The organism is Acinetobacter sp. Root1280 (assembly GCF_001425285.1).
In the GTDB taxonomy this organism is placed as follows: domain Bacteria; phylum Pseudomonadota; class Gammaproteobacteria; order Pseudomonadales; family Moraxellaceae; genus Acinetobacter; species Acinetobacter guillouiae.
Genome location: NZ_LMED01000026.1, coordinates 56,408 through 82,151 on the forward strand (window position 1 = coordinate 56,408; position 25,744 = coordinate 82,151).

Consider the following 25,744-nt stretch of genomic DNA (forward strand, 5'->3'; position numbering starts at 1 on the left):
CTTAAATTGATAGCCCTTTTCACCTTATCCAATCAGCTTAGCGTGGAGGAAAGCCCGCTTCTGATAAAGCATCAACCACTTGTTGCTGTGTTGCTGTTGTTTCAACTTTAACACTGTGACTTGGTGGATCGGCAATCACCTTAGCATTTTCATCTACAGATTGAATTGCTTTGGTTACACCACGTGCACAACCACCACAGGTCATATTTTCAATATAAAATTCCATATCTCACCCTGCTCTAAGAAGACTTAAACTTAAGATAAACCTTACCATAATTGTAAGGTCAAGTTTTAATGTTTAAAGTTTCATCGCAACGCTTTTTCAAAAATAATTTACAGTATTTTTAAGCCATCGATTGCTGAATTTTTTACGAATGCTAAATGCCAACATAGGCGAATGGTTTATATACAGAATTTATGCTTTGATAGTAAACTCTGCATTGAAATTGTGAATGATAAGAACATGATGATGAACAAAGACCATTTATATTCAGTGATTTACCAAGACATTCAAGATGCTTTCGCTGAGATTCAGCAGCTTACACAAGATCAGCATTTATGTGCTATTGGTTTGGGAATGGTTGAAGATTTCTGTGGTTTCTTTTATGTAGGATGCACATTAGAACAATTAAAAACCTTTGAAGACGTCTATGAAGCATGGTGGATTTCAGAATGGAGTTGTTCAAGTACTGCCAATAATCGTGTTCACGATGCAATCACGGCTTTGTATCAGGACTTGGGAGAGAATTATACAGATGAGCAATATAGCGAATTGCAAGCGCACTATCAAAAGACCATTATTCAAGCATTACAAGATTTAAGAACACAAGGAAAATTAAAAAACCAACAGGGTGAAGAAATTATTGTCATTATTCAATATGCAGACTCATCCGATGAAGATTTTGAGGACATTAGTTTCCCACAAATTAATCCTGAGTTTTTAGTGCCTTTATTTGAAAACCGCTTTCAGAAAAAAGCTGGTGAAAATTTATATGATTACCTATTAGAAAAATCAGCATCTTAAAATAACAAACCGAGCTAAAAAGCTCGGTTTCTGAAGAATCAGTATCTAAAATTAGATATCTGAAAGATCTACACCAATGCGAGTAGCCACTTCTTCATAAGCTTCAACAACACCACCTAAACCTTGACGGAAACGGTCTTTGTCGAGTTTTTTCTTGGTGTCTTTATCCCATAGACGGCAACCGTCTGGAGAGAATTCGTCACCCAAAACGATACGGTCATGGAACACGCCAAATTCAAGTTTAAAATCAACAAGAAGCATGTTGCCTTGAGCGAATAAATCTTTCAGCACAACATTGACTTTTTGAGTCAATTCTTTCATTTGCGCCAATTGTTCAGCATTTGCCCAACCCAATGCAATTGCTTGAGACTCGTTCACCATAGGATCGCCTAAAGCGTCATCTTTGAAGAACAATTCAAATGTTGGTGGAACAAGCTCTAAACCTTCTTCAACACCCAAACGACGGCATAATGAACCTGCAGCATAATTACGCATTACACATTCAACAGGGATCATTTGCAATTTTTTCACTAAAACTTCAGTTGGAGAAAGAAGTTTTTCGAAGTGTGTTTCAATACCAGCTGCAGCCAGTTTTTCCATGATAAAGGCATTAAAACGGTTGTTCACCTTACCTTTACGGTCTAGTTGCTCTATTTTTTCGCCATTAAATGCAGAAGCATCGTCACGGAAAACTAGAATTAGATGATCCGCGCTATCTGTTTCATAAACAGATTTCGCTTTACCAGTATAGAGCAAGGTTTGTTTTAACATGGGGGAACCTTTTGCAAAAAAAAATTGCCTAGAACGACTAGGCTGGCCAGTTTTGGTAAATCTGGGTTAATAGTTCTGCAGCTTTTTCTTTGTCTGCAAAGCTATTATCGGCGTTAAACACAGCAAGTGTGTTACTTGAACCTACAGAATTAAGTTTCAATACATAAGTTGAATTATCGATTTTTACAGTTGCCTCATTGGCATTTTTGCTTTGGCCGATAACCTTATGATTTAAGCTACTGAGGGTCGCAAGTGCGTACTGCCAAATTGTAGCAGAATTTCCATCAATTTTGATCAGTGGATTGCCATTTCCATCAGTTAAAATTTGAGGACGACCAACACTTTCAGTTGATGCAGAAACTTCATCAGCAGGTGCACTGATTTGAGCAACATCTGGACGAGGAACTTCGTAACGGTTGCCTCGTTTATTTTCAAATTTTGGTGCATGCTGAAGTGCAAGAGGGTCAACAATAGGAGCTGGATACATTGGCGTTGCAGGTCTAACTGTTGAACCTTCAGGGTAGCTAAGTGGCTCTACAGTGGTCGTGTTTTTATAATCTAAAGAACCATTGCTGATTCCAAGGGAACTACAACCCGCCAAGCTTAAAGCTGAAATGGCAAGAGTTAAACCTAAACGTAATTGCATAATACTAAGCTCTTATTAAATGAGACCCACTGCTTTGAGTTCTTCACGCAGTGGTGCACGGTATTGTTCTGCTAGGGGAGTTAATGGTAAGCGAATGCCAGTACCAATTAATTCCATTTCATGAAGTGCCCATTTCACTGGAATTGGGTTCGATTCGCAAAATAGAATATTGTTTAATTTTGCAACTTGGTCATCTTTGCTTTTCGCTGTTGCAGCATCACCTGCAATTGCAGCGGCACAAAGTTCGCTCATGATTTTTGGTGCAATATTTGCTGTCACTGAAATATTGCCGTGGGCGCCTAACTGAATCAATTCACTCGCAGTCGCATCATCACCTGAATACACCACCATGTTTTTACCTTTTAAGCCATCAATCAGCTCTTTACCACGGGGAACATCGCCAGTCGCATCTTTAATTCCTACGATTTGAGGAATATCTGCTAAACGAATCGCGGTGTCGTTGTGCAGATCTACACCAGTACGACCAGGCACGTTGTAAAGAATGATAGGTAAATCAACAGCTTCAGCAACAGCCTTATAGTGTTGGAATAAACCTTCTTGCGTTGGTTTGTTATAATAAGGGGTAACTAAAAGTGCGGCATCTGCGCCGAGTTGTTTGGCTTCTTTGGTGAGTTCAATCGCTTCGTGTGTCGAGTTTGCACCAGTACCGGCAATAATTGGAATACGTTTATTGGCAACACGGATAATTTCTTTAATTACTTCTGTGTGTTCTGCCATGCTAAGAGTAGATGCTTCGCCAGTTGTACCGACAGCAACAATACTATTAGTGCCTTGTTCTATGTGCCACTCAACGAGCTTCTCGAGACCCTTCCAATCTACGCTGCCATCTTCAAACATAGGGGTGACGATTGCGACAATTGAGCCTTGAATGGTCTGTGCTTGCTGAGTCATTTTAAAAAAATATCCTATTTTTCCATCCACATGCGTTTGAGTAAACAAGGATTGGGATGGTTGCAGTATTTTGATTTGAGCGTGAAACAATCATCTTAAAGATTGCCTAATGCTTATGCAAATTATGACTGATTCAGCGTGTCAGAACAATATGCTTTAGTCAAAGCTTGGAAATTCTTTAACAAAAGCAACAAATCACTCACATTTCCAAGCAATTTTTTTTAATTTTCAGTTTTTTATCAAACTTGAACAACGCGCAGTTTCAATCCAAACGCAGGGTAAAATCCATCCGCGCTAGAAAACAATTTTCTATTGGGCGGCGGAGTCTCGCCGTTTAGAATCTAGCGAACCGTTCTAGATGATTTCTTGGTTGATTTTGATAAGACGCTCGCAAATGTAGGCTTTTTTATTGTATGTTGAGTCATCGAGTATTTAAATTTTTACGATTAAAATAATAGTCATTTGGCCAATATAAGGGTAGGGAAATGTTGCAATCTGAGCGTAGCGCCTTGATCGTTGTTGATGTACAAAATGGTTTCACTTCAGGGGGAAATTTAGAAGTTGCCCATGCTGAGCAAATTATTCCAACCATCAATCAATTGGCACTACATTTTGACAATATTGTATTGACTCAAGATTGGCATCCTGAAAACCATATTTCATTTGTTGAGAATCATCCCAACCGTAAAGCTTATGACCTGATTCAATTAGATTACGGTCCGCAAGTATTGTGGCCATCACACTGTGTACAAGGGACGCAAGATGCTGAATTCCATCCTGATCTAAACATACCAACCGCACAACTGATCATTCGTAAAGGCTTTCGTTCCCAAATTGACAGCTATTCAGCCTTTATGGAAGCTGATCATAAAACCACTACAGGCTTGGCGGGCTATCTTAAAGAGCGTGGTATAGATACGGTGTATATTGTCGGGATTGCAACAGACTTCTGCGTCGCATGGACGGCCATGGATGCCGCCAAATTAGGCTTTAAAGCCTTCGTGATTTCGGACGCGACCAAAGCGATTGATTTACATGGTTCTTTACAACACGCATGGCAGGAAATGCTGGCTGTGGGTGTAAAACGCGTGATCTCAAAAGAGATTTTCAACGTAGCATAAGCATCAAGACTTGCATCATTTGAGAAATATTACTGCTTTAGAACATCTTGTTTTAAGATAAGCCGAAATCCTCAATCTGCTTGGGTAAGGACAATGTCAGCAATTTTACGTTTTAGTCAGTTTGTACAAAAAACTTTTGCTCTATGGGTTGTGGTGTTTGCCTTTATTGCCTTATGTTTTCCAGCAGCATTTGTCTGGATGAAAGCATATATTCCATGGGTTTTAGGGATTATCATGCTGGGGATGGGCATGACCATGACCGTAGATGAGTTTAAAAATGTCTTGTCAAATCCCAAAGCAGTTGTGATCGGTGTCGTTGCACATTTTGTGGTGATGCCCAGTGTGGCATTCTTTCTCTGTAAAGTTTTTAATTTACCACCCGAAATTGCGGTAGGGGTAATCCTTGTCGGCTGTTGCCCCGGAGGGACAGCATCCAATGTCATCACCTATATGGCCAAAGGAAATACTGCTTTATCCGTCACATGTACATCTGTTTCAACGTTTTTAGCGCCTATTTTGACACCTGCAATATTCTATGTGTTAGCCAGCCAGTGGATTCCGATTGATGCGGGTTCAATGTTTATCGACATTCTTAAAGTGGTAATTTTTCCAATTATTTTGGGCGTGATTTTAAGAAGCTTATTTAAACAAAAGACTGAGCAATATATTCAAGTGATGCCTTTGATCTCTGTGATTGCCATTGTGGTGATCGTGGCAGCAATTATTGCAGCCAGTAAGGCTTCAATTTTGCAATCGGGCTTGCTGATTTTGGGTGTGGTGATTTTACATAATGGTTTAGGCTTTTTATTAGGCTATTGGGCAAGTCGTCTATTCAACCTATCTTATCCTGACTCTAAAGCTGTTGCGATTGAAGTGGGGATGCAAAATTCTGGTTTAGGTGTGACCTTAGCGGCAATACATTTTGCAGCATCTCCAATAACCGCAGTGCCAAGTGCTATTTTTAGTTTATGGCATAATATTTCAGGGCCTGTTTTAGCCACGTATTGGGCAGCGAAAGCAGATAAAATGGCTGAAAATAAGCAATAATACTATTTTAAAAGTTACCTTTCATTTAGAGAGCTTTGGCTCTCTTTTTATTTATAGTGCTTATTCATACGCTAACTGTTTTAAAAACTCATCTTCAGTGAGTACGCTAAAGCCATGTTGTTCGAGTAGGGCTGCAGTAACCCCTTTGCCTGATATTTTATGTCCTGAAAATGATCCATCATAAATCATCTGTGAACCACAAGAAGGACTGTTGGCTTTTAAAATAATATGTGTAACTTGATGGTATTGGGCGAGTTTTAGGGTTTTTTCTGCACCTAGAATAAATTCAGCTGAAACATCATCACCATTGGCGTCTTTTACTTTGGCTTGCCCCCTTAAAACCTGATAACCATCACCACCTACGATTTCAGCAGGCTGCCGAGGTGTACTTAAGCCGCCTGAAACTTCAGGACAAATCACTACGGCTTGTTGAGTGTCTAGCAGTTGTTTAAGCTTGTGTTGTAGGCAGTTCTTGGCATCGTAGCGAACATTTTCACCCACAAGACATGCACTAATCAGGTATTTTTTCATTATCTTGAGGTTAATTCGAGTTGCATTAAATCCATACCAATATCATATAAATCTGTTTTAAAGTCGATGCTTAATTTCTCTGTAAAAGCAAAATTTTGATAGAATTTTTTTGCACGGGTGTTGGTTGTTAATACTTCCAAAAATACAGAAGCTTGTTGATGTTCACGTGCAATATCAATCGCATTTTGCATAAGCGAAGATGCAAAATTTTTCCCAACCGCCTCTTTAAGCAAGTAAATTTTCTGTAATTCTGCACCCATAATATCTAAATGTGGTTCATATTGGTTGAGATTTAATTTGGCATATCCAATAATTTGCGCTTGTTCATTTTCAAGCAATAGCCAAACTTGATCAGGATCTCGCAGAGATTCGGACAAATTTTCTAAACTAAAATTTTGATTGAGAAAGTTTTGTAGACCTTGTTCTGACCAAAGATCAGCAAAATGTTGGCGATATGTGGTGCAGACAAGCTGATTGAGTTGCTTGAGATGGATTGGTGTGGCTGGATAAATTTTCATTATATTTTGTCATCAAATGACGCTTTGCTATACCTTGAATTTGTATTCAATCATGGATGAATTTCATGGGATAATCAATCCGAAATAGGGAAAATGAATCTTGTTATGAGTGTGTATGTCGATCGCGCAAAAGTTCCTTTTAAAGGCCAAGAATGGTGTCATTTGATGGCAGATACACTGGAGGAATTACATCACTTTGCGCAAATGTTGGAAATCGATGCCCGTTTATTTCATCGCTCTGCCTCTTATCCGCATTATGATATTACCCTGCAAATGCGTGTGATGGCGATTGCTTATGGCGCAATTGATGCCGATCGAAAAACCATTATTGCTTGTGGAAAGAAGCTGAAGTTACAACTCAACCAATCTTTATAAAGAATTGGTTTTTTATTCAAACTTGATAAAACCGCACCTCCAGAAAAATACTTTATCGCGATTAAGTCTTGTCCTTATGAGAAGCACAAGAGTAGAATCTTTTATGATGAAAAATTATGAACAACGATTGTGATTAATATATGACTTTTAAAGACGGCTCAACAGAAATATCGCAAGACGAGATTATTATTCTGGCTGAAACTTTTCGACTTTTAGGAGATGCCTCACGTCTCAGAATTCTTTTATTCTGTATGCGTGGACCTAGTCCAGTTGGCGATATCTGTGAAGCACTCGATTTGTCGCAATCTTTGGTTAGTCATCATTTACGTTTATTACGTTCAGCACGCTTGGTGAAAAGTGAGCGTCAGGCCAAACAAGTCTTATATGAAATCGCTGATACGCATGTCAGCCATGTTTTGTCTGATATGGCAAAACATATTGCAGAAGAGCAGTGTGGTTAAATTTTCTATTTTTTAAATCGATTATTAAAAGCAAAGTGAATTTCAAAATGTGGATGCCACAAGGTAACAATCAATGACCTTGTGGCGCTTTGTGCTTGATCCATATTGATCTTAATGGCTATGTCCAGCATGAGGATCAATTTTTGTCGGTTTTTCAAGGCTGCAGCTGCTATCACCTTGCCAATCAATCGCGACAGTTGGATGTTCAATATCAAATTTGGTTTTTAATTCATGTTCAATTTGTTCGGTGAGTGTCTTGATATCAACACCTGCTTCAGGTTGGACATGTAATGTTGCCATTGCTCTTCCTGAAGTAATCATCCATACATGAATATGGCTAATTTTCTGAATGCCTTGAACGGATTTTAATAAGTGAGTGGTAATATCTGTTGTATTCGCATTGGCAGGCGCACCTTCTAATAAAATATGAATGGTTTGTTTAAACAAAGACCATGCACTGCGCAATACAAGTAATGATACAAGCACAGACAAAATCGGATCAATCGGTGTCCAGCCTGAGTACCAGATGACGATTGCAGCGATAATTGCAGCAACAGAACCCAATAAGTCACCCATCACATGCAGAATTGCACCTTTGATATTTACATGATCCGTATCATCTCGTGTGAGATACCATAAAACAAAGATATTCACCAACATACCAACAATTGCGACAATAAACATCGGTCCTGCAAGTACGGGTTGAGGTGATTGAAAGCGTACAATCGCTTCATAGACGATCCATCCAACAATCCCAAACAATGTTAGAGAATTGATCAGGCCTGCAATCACTTCAAAGCGCATATAGCCGAAAGTACGTGATTTATCCGCAGTACGACGGCCAAAGCGAAACGCTGCATATGCTAATCCTAATGCAAGTGCATCCGTCATCATATGGCCTGCATCAGCTAACAGTGCCAGTGAACCAGATATGATTCCCCCAGCAGCTTCAACAAGCATAAAACTGAAAATAATGAAGAAAGAAATCAGAATTTTTCTTTCATTTCCTGTAGTTGCTTCAGGTACATGTGCGTGGTTGTGATCACTATGGCTATTATGGGGGTGATTATGATTGTGTCCCATAAGGACCTCTGAATTGGATTATTTACATATGAATATATGTTCATATGTTTGTTTTGTCAAATAGCTTCATGTTAATTTTTTATTGCATTGTGAATCAAAAATTTTAAAAAACTGATGCCATAAGGCACTTAGGTTTAATAAAACAGAATAGAAATAAAGTTTTTAAAACGGACTAATTCACTTTCGAGCTTATTTACTTTGATACGAAGTAAAAAGGAGGCTATTTTTTGCTCAGGGATTTTGTTGGTTCAAGTTTAAGAAGATGGTTTTTGTTCAGGTTATTTTTAAATTGATGGATCTATAAAAATCAGGCATAAAAAATCCACACATTCATGCAATTTTAGCGCACGGTTTGTGTGGATTGCTTGAGCTATTGATATGTGTATGAAACTTAATTTATTTCATACACATATGCTCAATGAGTAACTGATTGATTATTCAACCGTAACTGATTTTGCTAAATTACGAGGTTGGTCTACGTCAGTACCACGTAATACCGCAACATGATAAGACAACAATTGCACAGGTACACTATAAACGATTGGCGCTAACCAAGTATTGACCGTTGGAACATAGACAACATGTTGGCGTTCTTTAGCCACGATACCGCTATTTTCATCAGCAAAAACAAACAGTTCACCACCACGTGCTTGGACTTCTTCCATATTGGATTTAAGTTTATCCAGCATGTCATCATTCGGTGCAAGAATCACCACAGGCATATCATTGTCGACCAAAGCCAGTGGGCCATGTTTCAATTCACCCGCAGCATAACCTTCGGCATGAATATATGAAATTTCTTTAAGTTTTAATGCACCTTCAAGCGCAATTGGGAATTCTGTACCGCGACCTAAGAACAAGCAATGCTGTTTCTCTTTGAACAGAACAGATAAACGTAAAATTTCTGCATCATTTTGTAAGGTATCTAAAATGACTTTAGGGATATGCCACAATGCGGAAGTGATTTCATCAATACGTTCAGCTGAAATGGTTTGCTTAACTTGACCAAGTTTAAGGGTCAATAACATCAAAGCCGCAAGCTGTGTGGTAAATGCTTTGGTTGATGCGACCCCAATTTCAGGACCAGCTAGGGTTAATAAATGATGATTTGTTTCACGAACCATAGATGAGGTCGCGACATTACAAATCGTCATGGTATAGATATTCACCCCTTTTGCTTTGGCACGCTTTTGGGTATCACGTAATGCAGCCAAGGTATCTGCAGTTTCACCTGATTGGGAAATACAAACATACAAGGTGTTATCTACAATCACAGGCGAGCGATAACGGAACTCACTGGCAATTTCAACTTGGCAAGGCAGATCAATCAGTTGTTCAAACCAATATTTTGCAATCATTCCCGCATGGTAGCTGGTACCACAAGCAAGCACTTGAACTTGCTGAACATTTTTAAAATCTATTTCAGCATTTTGTAAAAAGTCTTCTCGTAATGTATTGCCATTTAAAGCTTGAGAGATCGTTTGTTGAATTGCTTCAGGTTGCTCAAAAATTTCTTTGAGCATGTAGTGTTTATATTCACCTTTAGAGGCATTACTCACGGTTGCATCCAGCTCTTTCACCGGACGATCAACCAATTGATCATTAACAAAAACTTCAATCGTTTCACGAGTTAAACGCGCAATATCACCTTCTTCAAGATAGATAAAACGGTTGGTCACAGGTAATAGTGCCAATTGGTCTGAACTAATAAAGTTCTCACCAATACCGACACCAATGACTAAAGGTGAGCCTTCACGAACAGCAATTAATTCATTTGGGTAATCGGTATGCACAATCCCCAGTGCATAAGCACCTTTCAGTTGAGGTACGATTTCTTCAACGGCTTTTAATAAATTTGGCGATGATTTTAGTGCTTCAGTAATTAAGTGAGCAACGACTTCAGTATCGGTTTGAGATGTAAACACATAACCCAAAGCTTCAAGATCATCTTTAAGCTCTTGGTAATTTTCAATAATACCGTTATGTACCACTGCAACATGCCCAGAAATATGCGGATGGGCATTGTTTTCAGTTGGTTTACCATGGGTTGCCCAACGTGTGTGTGCAATACCCACAGAACCTAAAATATTCGACTCTGCAACCGCGCCTTCTAAATTTGCAACTTTACCAACACGACGTTCACGTAAGATTTGCCCCTGATCAACTAGAGCAACACCCGCAGAGTCATAACCACGATATTCAAGACGTTTTAGGCCTTCAATTAAAATATTTGTAATGCTTCGTTCAGCAACGCCACCAACAATACCGCACATAATAATATCCTCTTATTTCTTGACCTTTTGGGGACGTTGATAATTTTCTTTCGAAATTTGTTTTGCACGTTCAAATGCAAGACTGTTGTCTGCTACATCATGGGTAATCACTGAACCCGCACCTGTGGTTGCGCCATGCCCAATTTTAATCGGTGCAACCAGTGAGTTGTTGGTTCCAATAAAGGCATTATCACCAATGATGGTTTTGTGTTTATTGGCGCCATCATAATTACAGGTAATTGTACCTGCACCGATGTTTGAACCCGCACCAATTTCTGCATCGCCTAAATAGGTGAAATGATTGGCTTTTGAACCGAGACCAACAGAAGTGTTTTTCACTTCAACAAAGTTACCGATATGAACTTCATCTGCCAATTTCGCACCTGGACGTAGTCGTGCAAAAGGACCAATGTGTACATCTGCACCAATCACTGCATCTTCAAAAACACTATACGGTTGAACTTTGGTTCCTGCCGCAATTTGAGTATTTTTGATAATACATCCTGCGCCAATTTCAACGCCATTTCCGAAAGTACATTGACCTTCAATAATCACATTAATATCAATACGAACGTCAGTACCCGCAGTGAGTTGACCACGTAAATCAAAACGTGAAGGGTCAATCAAATGCACGCCTTGTTGCATCAATAATTTGGCTTGATAATTTTGAAATTCACGCTCTAATGCTGCAAGTTGAATACGATCATTTACGCCTTCAACCTCAAAAGCCAATTCTGGTTGAATGGATGCGATTTCCATACCATCCGCTAAAGCCATTGCCACGATATCAGTGAGGTAGTACTCGCCTTGAGCATTGTCATTGCTGAGTTTAGGTAACCATTCATGTAATTTGGCATTGCTCACACAGTAAATACCTGTGTTGATTTCTTTAATTTGACGTTGTTCATCAGAAGCATCTTTATGTTCAACAATCGCTTGGATTTTTCCATCCTTACGTACGATGCGACCGTAGCCAGTAGAATCATCAAGCGTTAATGTGACTAAACCGATGCCTGTTTGACTGGATACATCAACCAAGCATTGTAGGGTACTTTGTTGTACGCAAGGCACATCACCAGAAAGGATCAAAGAAATGCCATCTTGGGGCAAAACAGGTAAAGTCACTTTAACGGCATGACCCGTACCGAGTTGTTCGGTTTGCTCTACCCATTGAATATTTTCATGTGCAAATGCATTTTGAACTAGATCACCACCGTGACCAAAGATTGTAATGATATTTTTTGCTTGTAATTGTTTTGCTGTTTCAATCACATGACCGAGTAGTGGGCGTCCTGCTAAAGGTTGGAGTACCTTGGGTAAACTAGAACGCATACGTGTTCCTTTACCTGCAGCAAGAATGATCACAGTTGTAGACATATCACACCTAACAGATCTGGCTTAAGCCATTTTAAAATATAAATAAATCACGATACATATTGCTGCCCAGAGGCCTGCAATAATATCGTCAAGCATGATCCCAAAGCCACCATCGACTTTTTGGTCAATGACACGAATAGGCCATGGTTTCCAGACATCAAATAAACGGAACAGTGCAAATCCAACCAGTGCCCAAATCCAATTCATTTGTCCTAAATAAATTAAAGGCAGGAACGTGATTGATTGCCCAGCAAACTCATCCCAAACAATGCGCCCATCATCATGCACATGGATAATCTCTGCGGTTTTCCCACAAATCCAAATACCGACCAATGACATGATTATGATGGCCAATATAGAGCCATAAAAACCAATTGCAAGCCAAATCGGAATAAACAAAAGCGCAAATGCTGAGCCAAATGTACCTGGTGCTTTAGGCGCTAAGCCTGAACCAAAGCCCACACCGCAGAACACAATAAAGCGTTCAGCCCATGTCATACTTTTAAAGACAATCGGAGGTTTATGCAAAGTGTTGGTACCCTTGAAGTTGAAGTGGATGGTCTAAGCCATCTTTCTCAAATACAATCCCAGATTTTTGTGTAACTTGGCCGATGATTGTAGTGGTTACATTTGGTTTTAATTGCAAAAGTTTAGCATAATTTTGCATAGTTATTGTAAAGCATAACTCATAATCATCTCCGCCCGCTAAAGCATATTTCCATTGCTCATTGTTGCTGAGCTGCCTTAAAGCTGGATGAATTGGGAGTTGATTTAAATCTATTTTTGCACCGACACCCGAGGCATCTAAGATATGCCCGAGATCTTGAGCAAGTCCATCTGAAACATCAATCATACTGGACGCCAAGTCTTTTAACAGAGCGCCTAATTCGCAGCGCGGTGTTGGGTAATCTAGACGTTGTTGTAGTGGATGTCCTAAATGTTTTAGCCCAAAAGCGGCATCACCAATCGAGCCACTGACTACAATTAAATCATCGACTTGTGCGCCAGAACGGGTAATGGCTTTGCCTGTTTCAATCCAGCCCAGTGCGGTGACGGTAATGGTGAGATGTGGACTTTGTGTGGTATCACCACCAATTAAACGTACGCCAAATTGATCGCAACAATCATATAAACCCTGACTAAATTGTTTTAGCCAGTCATGATCAATTTGGGATAGGCTCAATGCGAGTAAAATACTGTGGGGTTTTGCACCCATTGCAGCAATATCTGACAGATTGACAGCAACAGATTTCCAGCCAATGGCATGTGGAGAAGTTTCTAACGGAAAATGTCGACCAGCGACAAGGGTATCCGTACAAATCACCAATTGATGATTCAAAGGCGGGGAGAGCAGAGCTGAGTCGTCACCGACGCCTAGATCAACATCAGTTTGCTGCTGACGATTGAAATAGGTCTCAATAATTGAAAACTCAGCCATGTAAAAACAACTTATTTACTTTGTTGCTTTTCTGCTTCACGCAGGCTTGTTGCTAAACGATCTAATACACCATTGATGTATTTATGACTGTCAGCACCACCAAAGTGTTTTGCCAGCTCAATGGCTTCATCGAGTACAACTCGATAAGGGACTTCAAGATGGTCTTTGAGTTCGTATGCACCTAAACGTAATGTAGCAAGTTCTACACCGTCCAATGCACTCAGTTCACGATCCAGAACAGGAACAAGTAAAGCATCCAATGCTTCATGGTTTGCGATCACGGCTGTGAGCAACTCATGATAATAGCCGAGATCCACTTTATGCATTGCGTTTTCAACACGGGTACGTGCTTCAATTTCATGCACTGGGTTGTGGCTCATTTGCCATTCATAAATCCCTTGTACAGCAAAGCGACGTGCTTTACGTTTTGCTGCATAAGTAGCTTGGAGTGTTTGCGACATGCTTTAAATTGCCTTTAACAGGTTAACCATTTCAATAGCAGTAAGGGCAGCTTCACCACCTTTATTACCTGCTTTTGTACCAGAGCGTTCAATCGCCTGTTCAATACTATCCGTAGTCAATACACCATTGATTACAGGTAGGCCAGTATCTAAACCAACTACACCTAAACCTTTGGCACATTCACCTGCAACGAAGTCGAAATGTGGCGTACTACCACGAATCACTGCGCCAAGTGCGATCACTGCATCGAATTTACCAGAAGCTGCTAATTTTTTAGCCACAACTGGAAGTTCCCATGCGCCCGGTGCATGAACGACAGTGATATTATCGTCGCTTACACCATGACGATGCAATGTATCAATTGCACCTTCTAATAAATGTTCAACAACAAAGCTGTTAAAACGACCAACTAAAATCGCGTAACGGTCTTCGCTCGCGAGATGTAATAAACCTTCAATTCGGCGAATCGCCATGGCAACCTCGATAATTTAACAGATAAGTGGTTGTACCGACTGCTTTTATTTCCCGACTAAAAACCTAATTGAGCAATAAATGCAGTCTGATTAAAAATTATTGACCCGTTTTTTGGTCAGCAGTGATGTATTCCACCACTTCTAAATTAAAGCCTGATAATGCATTGAAACGTAATGGTGAGCTAAGAAGTTTCATCTTTTCAACACCAAGATCACGTAAAATTTGTGCACCAACACCAATCGTTTGGTATTGCTGTGAAAGTGCAGCATTTGATTTTGTTGGTTTTGGCTTACCAAGTTCTGCTAAAGCAGGGCCTAAGTCAGATAAATGACGTTGACCAATCCAGACCAAAACCCCTCGATCACTGTCGGCAATCGTTTTGAGTGCTTTATCGAGGTTCCAAGCAGGCTCACCATCTTTTTTATTGAGTTTCAATAAATCACGTACAGGATTGAACCCATGTACACGGACAGTCGTCACCCCTTGTTTTGGTTCACCTTTGACCAAAGCCAAATGAATGTCTGGATTACCAATTTCACGGTAACGGTATAAATCAAAGGTACCGTATTCAGTATCTATACTTTGTTGATCCAAACGTTCTACGGTTTGTTCATTGGTCATACGATAATGAATCAGATCAGCAATTGTACCAATTTTTAAGCCATGTTTCTCAGCAAATACTTCAAGATCAGGACGACGTGCCATCGTGCCATCTTCATTGATAATTTCACAAATCACAGATGCAGGTTCTAAACCTGCTAAACGAGATAAGTCACAGCCAGCTTCAGTATGTCCAGCACGGTGTAATACACCACCTGGTTGTGCCATCAATGGGAAGATATGCCCAGGTTGTACAATATCAGCAGGTTTGGCATGTGCTGCAACTGCAGTTTGAATGGTATGGGCACGTTCTGCGGCAGAAATACCAGTGGTAATCCCATTTGCAGCTTCAATAGAAAGCGTGAAGTTTGTACTGTGTTGTGCGCCATTATGGTCGACCATTAATGGTAGATCGAGTTGCTTACAGCGGTCACGACTCAGTGTTAGGCATACAAGACCACGAGCATGGGTGATCATAAAGTTGATGTCTTCAGGGCGTACGTGTGTTGCAGCAATGACTAAATCGCCTTCATTTTCACGATCTTCGTCATCCATCAGGATAACCATTTTACCTGCACGGATATCTGCTACAAGCTCTTCAACAGTATTGAGCGGCATCAACCTTCACCTTTTTGTTCTGTCGTATGACATTTTCATTGAGTACATTCGGAGCATAGTCTAACGTGTTTTTACGTATTTTGCCTATGCTTATCATCTTCCTTTGAGATAGATAGTTATACACAAGCTTGTAGGGCAATGAAAAGAGAAGAAAATTGAAACATTGCGATTTAGTATAAAGATCAGACACTCATTTCGAAAAAAATAAGATTAACTTATCGGAAATTGAGTGTAATAAAAGAAAAACCCTCGCACTTTAAAAAAGAGGAGGGCTTGATAGATGATAAATATTTAATTCTCTGAGATTGCTTCAGAATTCGGTGTATTTTTCTTACCTTTTAAAATCTCAGTACGAATATTTTGTGCAAGTTCAGCACAGTCATTATTCATACCATTGATCATAAATGAGTGACGGGTCAACACATTGGTTGGATTTGGTAAGGCAACCAATTGATAACAATCACCAATATGCTTGAGCTGATCATTGCTTAAATACAATGCCATTTCTTTGGCAATTAAATGATTCACCAAGCGCTCAGCCGCTTGAGACGCATCAAGTTGCATCGCTTCTACTGAGGTGGTGACCGCACAACGTGTCTGTAACACAAAGCGCTTGTCTTCACGGTAACGTTTATACAGAACTTCTGACAATAATTGAAATACCGAACCAACCATTAATATAGATTGTGCTGCATTGGGTTTTTCAGCATCAATACTCAGGATTGCACCATTCTGATTAAATTCTTGATGAATGGTGAAATCTTTTGCATTCAATTTGAAATGCTGTGCGCAAAGTTCAATACTTTTATTCAGAAAAATCTGACATAAATTAAAATAAGGCAGTGAAACCGACTGGTTGACCGTATTCATCAGTTGTTTTGGATCATAGTACTGAATATTCAGTGCCAAAATCTCTTGGTCATTTTCCAGTGTCGCGGTTACAGGAGTTTTGGGTTCAGGTTTTGCTTTGGCTTGCGCTTGTTGTTGAGCTTGCGCAATTGCAATGGTGCGGTTGGCTTTCTCAGCTTCAAGTGCTTCAGTCAGTTGTTGAATTTCGTGTTTTAAGCGGGCTTCATTGTTGATGCGAGCCAAAAATTCACTGCGCGTTGGGCGAGCGATGGCACGGTATGCCAACCATAAAAAGGTATGAATTAATAAGGACACTAAAATAGCCAGCCATTGGGTCCGTAAAATTTCACCAATACTTGGCTTGATCAAGGTAATTTCAATAGTGCCGACTTTTTTCTCGTTCTGTAATGCATCACGAACAAAAACTTCACCTTGACGCGTTTTTGCCATACCACTGGTTGCCAGCACTTGTTTTTTAGCATCTAGTATTCGAATCGAAGCCACGCTTGGATTGGTCGCATAGCGATTTGCCAACAGCGCCAATGACACCGTATTTGCGGGTTCGAGTTCAGATAGGCTGTCCGTGACCAATTGGCTGGTCATGAGTTGGCCTTGGCTGGCACGGTTTTCATTCAACTGATGTGTTGTTGCAACTACCAATAAAAAGGTATGAAATGCAAAACTTACAATAAGTAGGCTAGCAAATAGCCCTTGTCTTGGCGCATTCAACGTAAACTTCCAAAGCAAAAAATTTCGATTTCGATTATGATTCTTCCAATTGTTGTAGCTCAGACCCGAGTCAATTCATGCGAGAAATCATTCTTATTTCATTTTTAGGACCTGACCAACCCAATCAGTTTACTCGATTAATGCAAGTGTTGTCCGTACATTCTTTGCAAATATTAGATGTAGGACAGGCGGTCATCCATAATCAATTGACTTTAGGTATTGTAGTGTCGTCAAACGATCAAACTGCAACAGCTTTAGCCATGAAAGACATCCTTATTTTAGCACATGATATTGGTTTAACTGTTCGTTTTAAGCCGATTTCAGGCGCAGAATATGACCAATGGGTGAGTGAAGGTGGGCGCACACGTTATATCGTGACCGCTTTAGCACCAGAGCTCACAGCCGAACATCTGCAAGCGGTGACCAATATTGTTTCAAGTCAAGGTTTTAACATTGAAACAGTGACGCGCTTGTCGGGGCGTCCCGAGCGTAATGGACACCAAGATGGGCTGAAACGTTCATGTGTTCAATTCGGTTTGAGTGGGCAAATGCTGGATGCACAGGCGATGCGTGCCGCATGTTTACGGCTTTCTGCTGAATTAAATATTGATGTCGCGGTGCAGGAAGACAATGCCTATCGCCGTAATCGTCGCTTAGTCTGCTTCGACATGGACTCGACTTTGATTGAGCAAGAAGTGATTGATGAACTTGCTAAAGAAGCAGGGGTGGGCGATAAAGTCGCTGAAATTACTGAACGTGCAATGCAAGGGGAGTTAGATTTTCAACAAAGTTTCCGTGCACGCGTTGCTTTACTTAAAGGCCTTGATGCCACAGTATTGCCTCAAATTGCTGAACGACTAACCGTGACGGAAGGTGCCGAGCGGTTAATCTCGACACTGAAATCATTGGGTTATAAAACTGCGATTTTATCTGGTGGTTTTCAGTACTTTGCTGAATATCTACAAGAAAAATTGGGCATTGATGAAGTGCATGCCAATATCCTTGATGTTGAAAATGGTGTTGTGACAGGTGAGGTTAAAGGCCATATCGTTGATGGTGCGCGCAAGGCGTATCTCTTGACTGAGTTGGCTGGGAAAATGGGGATTTCACCGGAGCAAGCGATTGCGGTTGGAGATGGTGCAAACGATTTGCCGATGCTTTCAATTGCAGGGCTCGGAGTCGCATTCCGTGCGAAACCTGTGGTTCGTCAAAATGCCAATCAAGCCATTTCAAGTGTAGGCCTAGATGGTGTGCTTTATCTTTTAGGCGTCCATGATAAAGATTTGTCCCGTGCTTAAATGACATGGGTTATATTGCAGAATCATGACAAATAGCGACTTTAAGTCGCTATTTTTTATTTGAAAATGAATCACTTTGCTGCTATTCGCGCTCAATAAAACAGCTTGATAAAAATATTCGTTTTAGAACTTAAAAAAAGTTTTTCAGGGATTAAAAGCTGTGTGTATTTTTTTGTAATGACACTGCATGATTGATGGTAATTAGTTTGTGAGAAAAACAGGATTCTTAAAAAATGTAATGACAAATGAATGTTGCGACAAAGTGTGTCGTTTAAGCAGAAAACAGCGCTTTCCTTCTCTTAAAAACTATACATAATGCAAAGCATAAGCTTCTATAAGGTGATTTAAGAAAAATTATAAAGCTTGAAATTGTTGTGAAACACCTATTTAAACGGTTTTTTTATAAGGCATCATTTTGACGGAGGTTGTTATGGTATCAACAACATTTGCAACATTGATTGGATTCGGTCTAATTGCTGCAGCGTTGGCTACCGTTTTCTTTTCCCCTTATCGTCATTGGTTAGGGTTTATGTTTGCAGGCATGATCTTCTGGGGCACCTTGGAAGCAATGCGTTATAGTGTACAGAACATCTTTGATATTTCGGTCGCATATAGCTATTTAACCGCGATTATGTTGGCGATGTCAGCATTGATTGCTCTTTTATTGCGTGAAGACAGTCGTGCACAAAAAGCATTGGCAAATCGCCAATATATTGAACATACCCCAGTCTATGAAGATGAATAAGTTTTGAGTGAAAACTTCAGTCAATATGAACGCTAAGATAACAATAGTGACTTTAATTACACGAAAAAAATCAATTTAGACATTCCAAGGTATATCATAATGGTATACCTTTTTTTCAGTTTATACTTTGCTCTGAAAGCCATGTCTACGTAATGACAAGTTATGCTAGGATGAGCAAATTCGAATCTAATTTAAAAAACAACAGGCTTAAATGTCATGAAACTTTCTGCAATTCCAGTTGTGAAGTTACCAATCGTTGATGCAAGTACAGATCCACTGGATTTGCTTGTATTGGGTTTAGCACTTCGTATGAAACAATTGGCTCGTACCAGTCCAAAATTTATTGAATTGACCCATGACCGTCAGTTCCGTATTCAGATTGGTACTGACTTGGGCGTGGCACGCCAAATTATTGTGAACAATGGTCAAATTGATACAGTTTCAGGTGCTGAACAAAAAGCTGATTTTGTTTTACAGTTTGCTGACAGTGAGCAAGGTGTAAAAACTTTGGTAAAAGGCGATCCAACGGCTTTTATGACGGGTATGCAAAACGGCAGCATCAAAATGGAAGGCGATTTCAGTTTGTTGGTCTGGTTTAACCAAGTGGCTAAACTGATTCCACCAAAAGTTCCAAAACCAGTAAAAGATAAAATTAAATTGGCACGTCAATTCTTAAAAGAGAAGATTGGACGCTAAGCGAATCGAAAATCTTAAAAAGCCCGATCTGATCGGGCTTTTTAAGATTTAAACATTGGTATTAAGATCAAGCTTTTGATTATTCAGCTTTTAATTATTCAACTTCCAAGTTAAAGGTCACAGGCCCATCATTGACCAAATGCACTTTCATATCCGCTGCGAAAATACCCGTCTCAACATTTTTAAATTGTGATCGAGCATAATCAACCAATTGTTGATACAGTGCCTGGGCTTCAGCGGGCGGCATGGCTGGCCCAAAGTCTGGACGCAAGCCTTTTTGCGTTTGTGCCATTAAGGTGAATTGAGAGACCAATAAAATCCCGCCATTGGCTTGGCTGACGTTCCAGCCCATTTTGCCTTGTTCGTCATCAAAGAAACGATATTTCAAAATTTTATCAATTAATTTTTGACCTTTTTCAAAATTATCTTCCTTCGCTAAGCCTAGAAAAACCAAAATTCCTTTTTGAATTTCCCCCGTGGTTTCACCATCAACAACGACTTTGGCTTCTAACACTCTTTGTAATAATGCGCGCATATAAACAATAAGACTAAAATACGATAGCGCTATTCTAACAGGGAAAACCCTGTAAGTTGATGTGAGTAGGCCATTGCTGAAAAGTTGAAGCTGTTGATAAGCTTTTGAATAAGAATAGAATTTATAAAATTATCATATGAGCAGATAAATTGAAAAAATAATTCTGCTGAGATTTATGTTGAGCTTAACTGAAAATATAGTTCATCACTTATAAATGATTACGTTATCTCAGCGAAAAATATGCTTTAATAAAAACAGCATAGCGAAATTAAAATAGATATGGCGCCAATCATCCAATCCTTGCTCGATACAGATTTATATAAATTTACCATGTTACAAGTGGTGCTACATAAATTTCCTCAAACGCACAGTGTGTATCATTTTCGCTGTCGTAATCTAGATGCTACGGTTTATCCCCTGACGGATATTCTGGATGATTTGAACGAGCAGCTCGATCATCTCTGCTTACTCAAATTCCAAGAAGATGAATTGCAATATTTACGCAGTATGCGTTTTATCAAAAGTGATTTTGTCGACTATTTAGAATTATTCCAACTCAAACGCCGTTTTATTAAAGCGGGTATTGATGAACAAGGTCGTTTAGACATTTGGGTTGAAGGCCCAATGGTTCAGGCGATGATGTTTGAAATTTTTGTTTTGGCGATTGTCAATGAACTCTATTTTAGCCGGATACGTAATGATGACATTTATGTTGAAGGTGAACGACGTTTACAAGCCAAAGTTGAATTATTAAAGAAATTTGAACAACAACAAGGCACCCAAGCTCCTCCATTTTTAGTCTCAGATTTTGGTACTCGTCGTCGTTATAGTCTAGATTGGCAAAGACATGTGATTCAGACTTTCCATGCAGCTGTACCTAATGTGTTTAGAGGTACCAGTAATGTCCTCTTGGCAAAAGAATTAAATATTCATCCCATTGGAACCATGGCGCATGAGTTTCTACAAGCATTCCAAGCGTTAGATGTCCGTTTAAGAGATTTTCAAAAAGCTGCTTTAGAAACCTGGGTACAAGAGTATCGTGGTGATCTGGGCATTGCCTTGACCGATGTGGTCGGTATGGATGCATTCTTACAAGATTTTGATTTGTATTTTGCCAAGTTATTCGATGGTTTACGTCATGACAGTGGTGACCCATTTGAATGGGGCGATAAAGCTTATCAGCACTACCGAAAACTAAAAATTGATACTAAAACCAAGATGCTAACCTTTAGTGATGGATTAGATATTGAACGTGCATGGGCGTTGTATCAATACTTTAAAGATCGCTTTCAAGTTAGTTTTGGTATTGGTACCAATTTGACCAATGATATGGGGCAAACACCACTCAATATTGTGTTAAAACTGGTGGAGTGTAATGGTCAATCGGTGGCGAAAATTTCAGATAGTCCCGGAAAAACCATGACGGATAACGATACTTTCTTGGCTTACTTACGACAGGTCTTTGAAATACCTGAAGTTGTCGAAGCAGTGAAAATTGATATCTGAATTTTTGCTAAAAGAATGTGAAAAATCAGCATATTGGTAAAAAACACTGTGCTAAGATCATTTGTGCTCAAGGTCTTAAAATAGAAAAACGTATGACTACATCAGCCTTTAACTTCGAATTACTCATAGAAGCGGAACAACTTGTGCCATTTTTAGGGCATGACAAAATTCGTATTGTCGATCTAAGTCGTAGCTCTGTGTATGATCAATTACATATTCCACATGCCTTACATGTTAAACCACAACTGTTGGTTCGACAGGAAGAACAAGCTTCAGGGTTATTGCCTGATGAGGACGGTTTAAAAGCGCTGATTGAGTATTTAAACATCTCTCCCGAACATCATGTTGTGGTCTACGATGATGAAGGTGGTGCTTGGGCTGGACGTTTGATCTGGAACTTACATTGCCTTGGCTTTTATAATACCAGCCTACTCAATGGCGGAATTCATGCATGGTTGGCAGCAGGCTATCCGACTTCGGCTGAAGCGGAAAGTTTTAGCAAAGTTGAACCCTTAGTTACTGTCAATTTACAACATCTTGATCAACACCGAATTGAATATGCCAAACTGTTGCAAAAGGTTGAACAGCAAGCGATTCAAGTTTGGGATTGTCGAACTTCAGAAGAATATACGGGACAGCGTTTGGCAGCGCGACGCGGCGGTCACATTCCAAGTGCACAACATTTTGAATGGAGTACTGCAATTAATCGTCAAAATCATTTAAAATTGCATCCTCTAGAACGCACGCAACAACGTCTAGAACAATTAGGCTTTCAATTTGACCAGCCTGTGGTGGTGTACTGTCAGTCACATCATCGTTCTGGTCTGGCTTATATCTTGGGTCGGTTATTGGATTGGAATATTCAAGCCTATGATGGTGCGTGGAGCGAGTGGGGCAATCGCCTCGATAGTCCAATTATTACTGGAGAATCACCTGCGTGAGTCTTACATCAACGTTAAAAAAACAAATTTTTATCCAAGCACAAAAAGTCATTCCGCAACAGCAACTCAGCCGTGTTGTTGGTAAAGTTGCAGCCAGTGAAAATCCAATTGTTAAAAATTTAGCGATTCAAGCATTTAAAGCACAGTACGGGATAGACCTTTCTATTGCTGAGCAAAGTGATGCTTTAAAATATAAATCATTCAATGAATTTTTTACCCGTGCCTTAAAAGACGGTGTTCGAGAAATTGACGCAGATCAGACCAGTATTGTTTCTCCAGCAGATGGTGCAATTTCTCAGTTGGGTAAAATTAAAGATGGTGATGTCTTTCAGGCCAAAGGCCAAAGTTTTTCTGTAGACAAACTGATTGGCGATCCGCAATTGGCTGCACCATTTATCAATGGTGAATTTGCCACGGTTTATTTGTCACCACGTGATTATCACCGTGTCCATATGCCATTTGCAGGAACGTTGACCGAAACCTTGTATATCCCTGGTGAGTTATTTTCTGTAAACCAAACGACAGCAGAGAATATCCCAGGTTTATTTGCGCGTAATGAGCGTATGGTATGTTTGTTTGATACCGAATTAGGACGTATGGCGGTTGTTCTAGTGGGTGCAATGATCGTTGCAGGAATTGAAACTGTGGCGACTGGTAAGGTAAAACCAACAGGGCGTTTAGAGCTAAACCAGCATGATTTAGCCTTAGAAAAGGGTGCTGAACTTGGACGTTTTTATTTAGGTTCAACCGCAGTTGTATTGTTTGAACAGAATAAAATCACTTGGGATGAACAGTTTAAAGCCAATTCTATTGTGGTGATGGGTGAAGCTTTAGGGCATTCCGTTTAATTTTCTTGTTTTATGATGAGGTGCACTTTCTGTGGTAGAAAGTCACCGAGTCTAAAGCCTTATGGCATTGAAATAAGACAGCTTTAAAGCCTGTGCATCTGCTAAGGCATTGTGTGGATTTTCAGAGGGGACATGGGTTTCGATTGGATCCTGCATCCATAACTGCATGGTCAGCGGAGGTGTTCGGATACATTTTCCCGCAGAAAGTACCAGACTACGGGTAAACAAGGCAAAGTCTTCTGGCCAATCTGCCACAATTTCAAGACTTGTATATTGAGATAAATAAATCTGTAATCGACTTTGAAATTGCGCTAAGGAAATCGGTTTTTGATTTAGACGAGGCATGACATGGTCTTTAACCCAAGTAATTGGGTCTGCGCATTCTAAAACTTCATAAAAATGTTGATTATTCTCGTCAACCAATGCCAGCGAAATTAATTCACCACCAAAGCCATTAAATTCACAATCTAGAAATAGTTTCATTCGAATTAATCAAAAAATCAAATATTAACCTGCAAAATCAAGGCGCTCTTTGGGGAAAACCACTCTAAAAATAGACCCCCGATTTTCTTTAGAATCAATTTCTAAATACGCATTATGTTGCATTAAAACATGCTTCACAATGGCAAGCCCTAAACCAGTTCCACCCGTTTGACGGCTTCGTGCGCTGTCTACGCGATAAAAGCGTTCGGTTAAACGTGGAATATGTTTTGGGTCAATCCCGATCCCGGTATCTTCAACAGTGAAATAACCATGTTCACTGTCATCATGCCAGCCGATTGTAACTGTGCCACCTTTAGGGGTGTATTTAATCGCATTGGTGATTAAATTACTAAACGCACTGGCAAGCTCTGCATCAGAACCAATTAAGTCACAATGACTGTCGATATCTAAATTTAAAGTATGGCCATAATCGACATTGTAGGCTTGTGCATCATCAAAAAGCTGATTCATCAAATTCGGCATATCGATGATTTGATTTTTTGCGACCTGTTTATTGCCTTCCAAACGTGAAAGCAAGAGTAAGTCATTGACCAAGGCATTCATTCGACGTGTTTGCGATTGCATTTGTTCAAAGGCACGTTTCCAGCGCGGATTTAAATCTTCTTGGTCGGTAAAGGTTTCGATATAACCACTGAGTACAGTCAGCGGGGTACGAAGTTCATGTGAAATATTGTCGACAAAGTCTTTGCGCATTTGTTCCAGATTATGTACACGTGTGACATCGTAAGCAACGAGCAAACGGCTCTCACTGCCAAAACGTGTCAGTTTAATTTGTACATAATGCTCTTCATAAACCGAAGATTTTATTTTAATGCCATCTGGAGATTGGTCGATATTATTAAAATATTCAATAAAGCTCGGCTGGCGGATAATGGTCAAGATATTACGACCACGATCTAGCGGTTGAATGCCCAACAGTCTTTCCGCAGCAGGATTCCACCATTCAATTTGATGTAATTCATCCGTTAAAACAACAGCTTCTGCTAAAGCTATCAGTGAGGATTGCGCCCGATCAATCAATCCGACCATTTCAGCTTGAACAACCCGTTCTTGGCGTTGTGCACGATAAACATTAAAAAGCAGTGCACCCCAGATACCTTCTAGATTGGGTGGAGAGTCGTAAGGACGATTCGAAATCCACTCATTGACCAAGTATAAAGAGCGTAATTGAAACAGAAAAAAAACAGCAAAACCGATGGAAATACAAATCCAAAAATACCCTATCCCTAAACCAATAAATCCGCCAATGATGAGTAAAAAACCAAGCAGGCGTAAATCTTGTTTTGCAAATTCCCACAAGCTACTGTAACGGAATTTTTTATGTTCTCGTGCAAGATCTGGGACGGGGTAGGGTTCATACAT

The 25,744-nt window shown here is 39.9% G+C and carries 29 protein-coding genes; 11 read left to right on the forward strand and 18 right to left on the reverse strand.

Translation table 11 applies throughout. From position 1 onward, the window contains the following. Positions 1 to 37: 37 nt before the first annotated feature. Positions 38 to 226, reverse strand: coding sequence for a heavy-metal-associated domain-containing protein (locus ASC84_RS17380; protein WP_004818287.1), 189 nt, complete (start codon positions 224 to 226; stop codon positions 38 to 40). A gap of 237 nt (positions 227 to 463) precedes the next feature. Between ASC84_RS17380 and ASC84_RS17385 the strand changes: the two genes are divergently transcribed. Next, positions 464 to 1,024, forward strand: coding sequence for a DUF4303 domain-containing protein (locus ASC84_RS17385; RefSeq protein ID WP_227515171.1), 561 nt, complete (start codon positions 464 to 466; stop codon positions 1,022 to 1,024). A 51-nt stretch (positions 1,025 to 1,075) separates the two neighbouring features. Here ASC84_RS17385 and purC read toward each other — a convergent pair whose 3' ends face one another. From purC to dapA, 3 genes are read right to left on the reverse strand one after another with little or no spacing between them, the layout of a single operon-like run. Then, positions 1,076 to 1,795, reverse strand: a complete 720-nt coding sequence (gene purC / locus ASC84_RS17390) for a phosphoribosylaminoimidazolesuccinocarboxamide synthase (RefSeq protein WP_004818291.1) — start codon at positions 1,793 to 1,795, stop codon at positions 1,076 to 1,078. A 37-nt stretch (positions 1,796 to 1,832) separates the two neighbouring features. Further along, complete coding sequence (locus ASC84_RS17395) at positions 1,833 to 2,441, reverse strand: hypothetical protein (protein ID WP_004718797.1); 609 nt, start codon at positions 2,439 to 2,441, stop codon at positions 1,833 to 1,835. Positions 2,442 to 2,456: 15 nt separating this feature from the next. Beyond that, positions 2,457 to 3,353: a 4-hydroxy-tetrahydrodipicolinate synthase gene (dapA, locus tag ASC84_RS17400; RefSeq protein ID WP_004718795.1), complete on the reverse strand. Its 897-nt coding sequence runs from the start codon at positions 3,351 to 3,353 to the stop codon at positions 2,457 to 2,459. Between the two features lie 485 nt (positions 3,354 to 3,838). Between dapA and pncA the strand changes: the two genes are divergently transcribed. Further along, complete coding sequence (gene pncA / locus ASC84_RS17405; protein WP_056517059.1) at positions 3,839 to 4,474, forward strand: bifunctional nicotinamidase/pyrazinamidase; 636 nt, start codon at positions 3,839 to 3,841, stop codon at positions 4,472 to 4,474. Positions 4,475 to 4,567: 93 nt separating this feature from the next. Next, the gene (locus ASC84_RS17410) at positions 4,568 to 5,521 is read left to right on the forward strand and encodes a bile acid:sodium symporter family protein (RefSeq protein WP_056517062.1); all 954 of its coding nucleotides are present in this window, start codon (positions 4,568 to 4,570) and stop codon (positions 5,519 to 5,521) included. 60 nt (positions 5,522 to 5,581) lie between these two features. Here ASC84_RS17410 and ASC84_RS17415 read toward each other — a convergent pair whose 3' ends face one another. Both ASC84_RS17415 and ASC84_RS17420 read right to left on the reverse strand, forming a co-directional pair. After that, a complete protein-coding gene (locus tag ASC84_RS17415) occupies positions 5,582 to 6,052 on the reverse strand; it encodes a DUF523 domain-containing protein (RefSeq protein WP_034611128.1) in 471 nt (156 codons plus the stop codon). Beyond that, entirely contained in the window at positions 6,052 to 6,570 is a 519-nt protein-coding gene (locus ASC84_RS17420) for an N-acetyltransferase (RefSeq protein ID WP_056517064.1), read from the reverse strand. The genes ASC84_RS17415 and ASC84_RS17420 overlap by 1 nt, the downstream gene beginning before the upstream one ends. A gap of 105 nt (positions 6,571 to 6,675) precedes the next feature. On the opposite strand from ASC84_RS17420, the gene ASC84_RS17425 reads away from it, so the two are divergent. Then, complete coding sequence (locus ASC84_RS17425; protein WP_004718783.1) at positions 6,676 to 6,945, forward strand: DUF4031 domain-containing protein; 270 nt, start codon at positions 6,676 to 6,678, stop codon at positions 6,943 to 6,945. 140 nt (positions 6,946 to 7,085) lie between these two features. Then, positions 7,086 to 7,406 (forward strand): helix-turn-helix transcriptional regulator, encoded by a 321-nt coding sequence (locus ASC84_RS17430; RefSeq protein ID WP_004718782.1) that lies wholly within the window; start codon positions 7,086 to 7,088, stop codon positions 7,404 to 7,406. A 111-nt stretch (positions 7,407 to 7,517) separates the two neighbouring features. Here ASC84_RS17430 and ASC84_RS17435 read toward each other — a convergent pair whose 3' ends face one another. From ASC84_RS17435 to ASC84_RS17475, 9 genes are all read right to left on the reverse strand, one after another. Next, complete coding sequence (locus ASC84_RS17435; protein WP_004718779.1) at positions 7,518 to 8,489, reverse strand: cation diffusion facilitator family transporter; 972 nt, start codon at positions 8,487 to 8,489, stop codon at positions 7,518 to 7,520. A gap of 434 nt (positions 8,490 to 8,923) precedes the next feature. After that, positions 8,924 to 10,762 (reverse strand): glutamine--fructose-6-phosphate transaminase (isomerizing), encoded by a 1,839-nt coding sequence (gene glmS, locus ASC84_RS17440; protein WP_056517067.1) that lies wholly within the window; start codon positions 10,760 to 10,762, stop codon positions 8,924 to 8,926. Between the two features lie 12 nt (positions 10,763 to 10,774). Continuing rightward, positions 10,775 to 12,139, reverse strand: coding sequence for a bifunctional UDP-N-acetylglucosamine diphosphorylase/glucosamine-1-phosphate N-acetyltransferase GlmU (glmU, locus tag ASC84_RS17445; protein ID WP_056517070.1), 1,365 nt, complete (start codon positions 12,137 to 12,139; stop codon positions 10,775 to 10,777). 21 nt (positions 12,140 to 12,160) lie between these two features. Continuing rightward, entirely contained in the window at positions 12,161 to 12,637 is a 477-nt protein-coding gene (locus ASC84_RS17450) for a phosphatidylglycerophosphatase A (RefSeq protein WP_016539097.1), read from the reverse strand. Between the two features lie 22 nt (positions 12,638 to 12,659). Then, positions 12,660 to 13,577, reverse strand: a complete 918-nt coding sequence (thiL, locus tag ASC84_RS17455) for a thiamine-phosphate kinase (RefSeq protein WP_056517071.1) — start codon at positions 13,575 to 13,577, stop codon at positions 12,660 to 12,662. Positions 13,578 to 13,588: 11 nt separating this feature from the next. Beyond that, entirely contained in the window at positions 13,589 to 14,038 is a 450-nt protein-coding gene (gene nusB, locus ASC84_RS17460; RefSeq protein ID WP_004718751.1) for a transcription antitermination factor NusB, read from the reverse strand. Between the two features lie 3 nt (positions 14,039 to 14,041). Beyond that, entirely contained in the window at positions 14,042 to 14,512 is a 471-nt protein-coding gene (gene ribE, locus ASC84_RS17465; RefSeq protein WP_004718750.1) for a 6,7-dimethyl-8-ribityllumazine synthase, read from the reverse strand. A gap of 97 nt (positions 14,513 to 14,609) precedes the next feature. Then, positions 14,610 to 15,731 (reverse strand): bifunctional 3,4-dihydroxy-2-butanone-4-phosphate synthase/GTP cyclohydrolase II, encoded by a 1,122-nt coding sequence (gene ribBA, locus ASC84_RS17470; protein WP_004818315.1) that lies wholly within the window; start codon positions 15,729 to 15,731, stop codon positions 14,610 to 14,612. 291 nt (positions 15,732 to 16,022) lie between these two features. Continuing rightward, complete coding sequence (locus ASC84_RS17475) at positions 16,023 to 17,309, reverse strand: hypothetical protein (RefSeq protein WP_056517075.1); 1,287 nt, start codon at positions 17,307 to 17,309, stop codon at positions 16,023 to 16,025. Between the two features lie 77 nt (positions 17,310 to 17,386). Here ASC84_RS17475 and serB point away from each other — a divergent pair, with 77 nt between their 5' ends. The 3 genes from serB (at position 17,387) to ASC84_RS17490 (ending at position 20,048) form a co-directional block, all read left to right on the forward strand. Then, entirely contained in the window at positions 17,387 to 18,607 is a 1,221-nt protein-coding gene (gene serB / locus ASC84_RS17480) for a phosphoserine phosphatase SerB (protein ID WP_004718743.1), read from the forward strand. Between the two features lie 430 nt (positions 18,608 to 19,037). Then, positions 19,038 to 19,352 carry a ciprofloxacin tolerance protein AciT gene (gene aciT / locus ASC84_RS17485; RefSeq protein ID WP_004818318.1) on the forward strand — a complete coding sequence of 105 codons (315 nt, stop codon included), beginning with the start codon at positions 19,038 to 19,040 and terminating at the stop codon, positions 19,350 to 19,352. Positions 19,353 to 19,568: 216 nt separating this feature from the next. Continuing rightward, positions 19,569 to 20,048: an SCP2 sterol-binding domain-containing protein gene (locus ASC84_RS17490; RefSeq protein ID WP_004718739.1), complete on the forward strand. Its 480-nt coding sequence runs from the start codon at positions 19,569 to 19,571 to the stop codon at positions 20,046 to 20,048. Between the two features lie 94 nt (positions 20,049 to 20,142). Here the strand turns inward: ASC84_RS17490 and dtd are convergent, their stop codons facing one another. Then, entirely contained in the window at positions 20,143 to 20,583 is a 441-nt protein-coding gene (gene dtd, locus ASC84_RS17495; protein ID WP_004818319.1) for a D-aminoacyl-tRNA deacylase, read from the reverse strand. 279 nt (positions 20,584 to 20,862) lie between these two features. On the opposite strand from dtd, the gene pncB reads away from it, so the two are divergent. The 3 genes from pncB to asd all read left to right on the forward strand — a co-directional run bounded on the left by pncB (position 20,863) and on the right by asd (position 23,878). Next, positions 20,863 to 22,089 (forward strand): nicotinate phosphoribosyltransferase, encoded by a 1,227-nt coding sequence (pncB, locus tag ASC84_RS17500; protein ID WP_004718736.1) that lies wholly within the window; start codon positions 20,863 to 20,865, stop codon positions 22,087 to 22,089. 92 nt (positions 22,090 to 22,181) lie between these two features. Continuing rightward, positions 22,182 to 23,030, forward strand: coding sequence for a sulfurtransferase (locus tag ASC84_RS17505; protein WP_035371610.1), 849 nt, complete (start codon positions 22,182 to 22,184; stop codon positions 23,028 to 23,030). Beyond that, positions 23,027 to 23,878 (forward strand): archaetidylserine decarboxylase, encoded by an 852-nt coding sequence (asd, locus tag ASC84_RS17510; protein ID WP_056517077.1) that lies wholly within the window; start codon positions 23,027 to 23,029, stop codon positions 23,876 to 23,878. The genes ASC84_RS17505 and asd overlap by 4 nt, the downstream gene beginning before the upstream one ends. A 51-nt stretch (positions 23,879 to 23,929) precedes the next feature. Here asd and ASC84_RS17515 read toward each other — a convergent pair whose 3' ends face one another. Both ASC84_RS17515 and phoR read right to left on the reverse strand, forming a co-directional pair. Beyond that, a complete protein-coding gene (locus tag ASC84_RS17515; protein ID WP_056517080.1) occupies positions 23,930 to 24,361 on the reverse strand; it encodes a hypothetical protein in 432 nt (143 codons plus the stop codon). 24 nt (positions 24,362 to 24,385) lie between these two features. Further along, a complete protein-coding gene (phoR, locus tag ASC84_RS17520; RefSeq protein ID WP_004718725.1) occupies positions 24,386 to 25,744 on the reverse strand; it encodes a phosphate regulon sensor histidine kinase PhoR in 1,359 nt (452 codons plus the stop codon).